The organism is Flavobacteriales bacterium (genome assembly GCA_021296215.1).
In the GTDB taxonomy this organism is placed as follows: Bacteria; Bacteroidota; Bacteroidia; order Flavobacteriales; family ECT2AJA-044; genus ECT2AJA-044.
In genome coordinates, this window is the sequence record JAGWBA010000133.1 from 941 (window position 1) to 2110 (window position 1170).

The window sequence follows — 1170 nt, forward strand, 5'->3', positions numbered from 1 at the left end:
TCTCCCGACCGGGCCAATATCATGCTTCGAAATCGTTCTGCCATCTCGATGGAGGTATCCTTCACGCCATCACTTCCTGATACAGTTCTTTTAACCCAAGGCGCTCAGCCCACCCGGCCATATAATCGTGATCCAACTCTGGTACGGCAGCCAATAGATTTCTGACGTCGCCCAATTGTATCTCTGAATGCGAATCTTTAGCCCAATCGAGCTTGGAGAGAATGAGGTCTTCCGGCGCAACTATGTGAAATGAATGATTATCAACCTTCACGGCTTGCCTCCGAGAAAATTCTTCTCTGCGATAGTCACTGTTCTTTCGAACAATCAAGTCAACTTTAATCATATACGCATTGTGGATGACATTGAACATCAATCGGTCTTTCACGGCCTGTTGCACCATTTCGCGATCAACGTAGAAATCCCCTTGAAACAACCTGACGGTTTCCTCCACGTCCTCCTCCGACAACTCGATCACAATGTCAATATCCCGCGTCATACGCGGGATCGCGTAGTAATTCATTGCAATCGATCCCGTGACCATGTATGGAATGCCGGCTTCCGCCAGTCGGCTTGTGACCATATGAAGGACTTCTAATTCCTGACTCATTTTGTGAGTTCCGAAAACCCTGAGCGGGATTGGAAATGGTCTCGCATTCGCTGACGGAATGCGGGACTGCTCTTCTGATTCCCCTCCCTCGCCTGCCGAGAGCGTAGCGAAGGATGTAGGTGCTTTAACTGCTACAATTCACGGCGGCCTTCGATGGATTTGGTCAGCGTGACGTCGTCGGCGTATTCGATATCCATGCCGACGGGAATGCCGTACGCAATCCGCGAGACCTTGACCCCATAGGGCTTCAGGAGTTTCGTGAGGTAAATGGCCGTGGCTTCGCCTTCGATGGTGGGATTCGTCGCCACGATGACTTCCTTCACGCCATCGTCCCGGACGCGCGCTTCCAATTCCTTCGCGCGAATGTCGGACGGCCCCACCCCGTCCAGAGGAGAGATCGAGCCCATCAAGACGTGATACAGACCTTTGTACCCGCGACTCTGATCAATCGCATGTAAGGTGCTGGGTTCTTCCACGACCAGAATCTTGGTCCGATCGCGTGCCGGGTCCTGACAGATGTCGCACAATTCGCTTTCCGCGATATTGCGACATCGCTCGCAAAA

Annotated in this window: 2 protein-coding genes; both read right to left on the bottom strand. The window is 52.2% G+C overall.

The features are described 5' to 3' along the window. Positions 1–61 precede the first annotated feature (61 nt). Positions 62–607: a nucleotidyltransferase gene (locus J4F31_12540; GenBank protein ID MCE2497380.1), complete on the bottom strand. Its 546-nt coding sequence runs from the start codon at positions 605–607 to the stop codon at positions 62–64. A 131-nt stretch (positions 608–738) separates the two neighbouring features. Then, positions 739–1170, bottom strand: a 432-nt coding sequence (gene recR, locus J4F31_12545; GenBank protein MCE2497381.1) for a recombination mediator RecR, incomplete at its 5' end; no start/stop codon positions are given.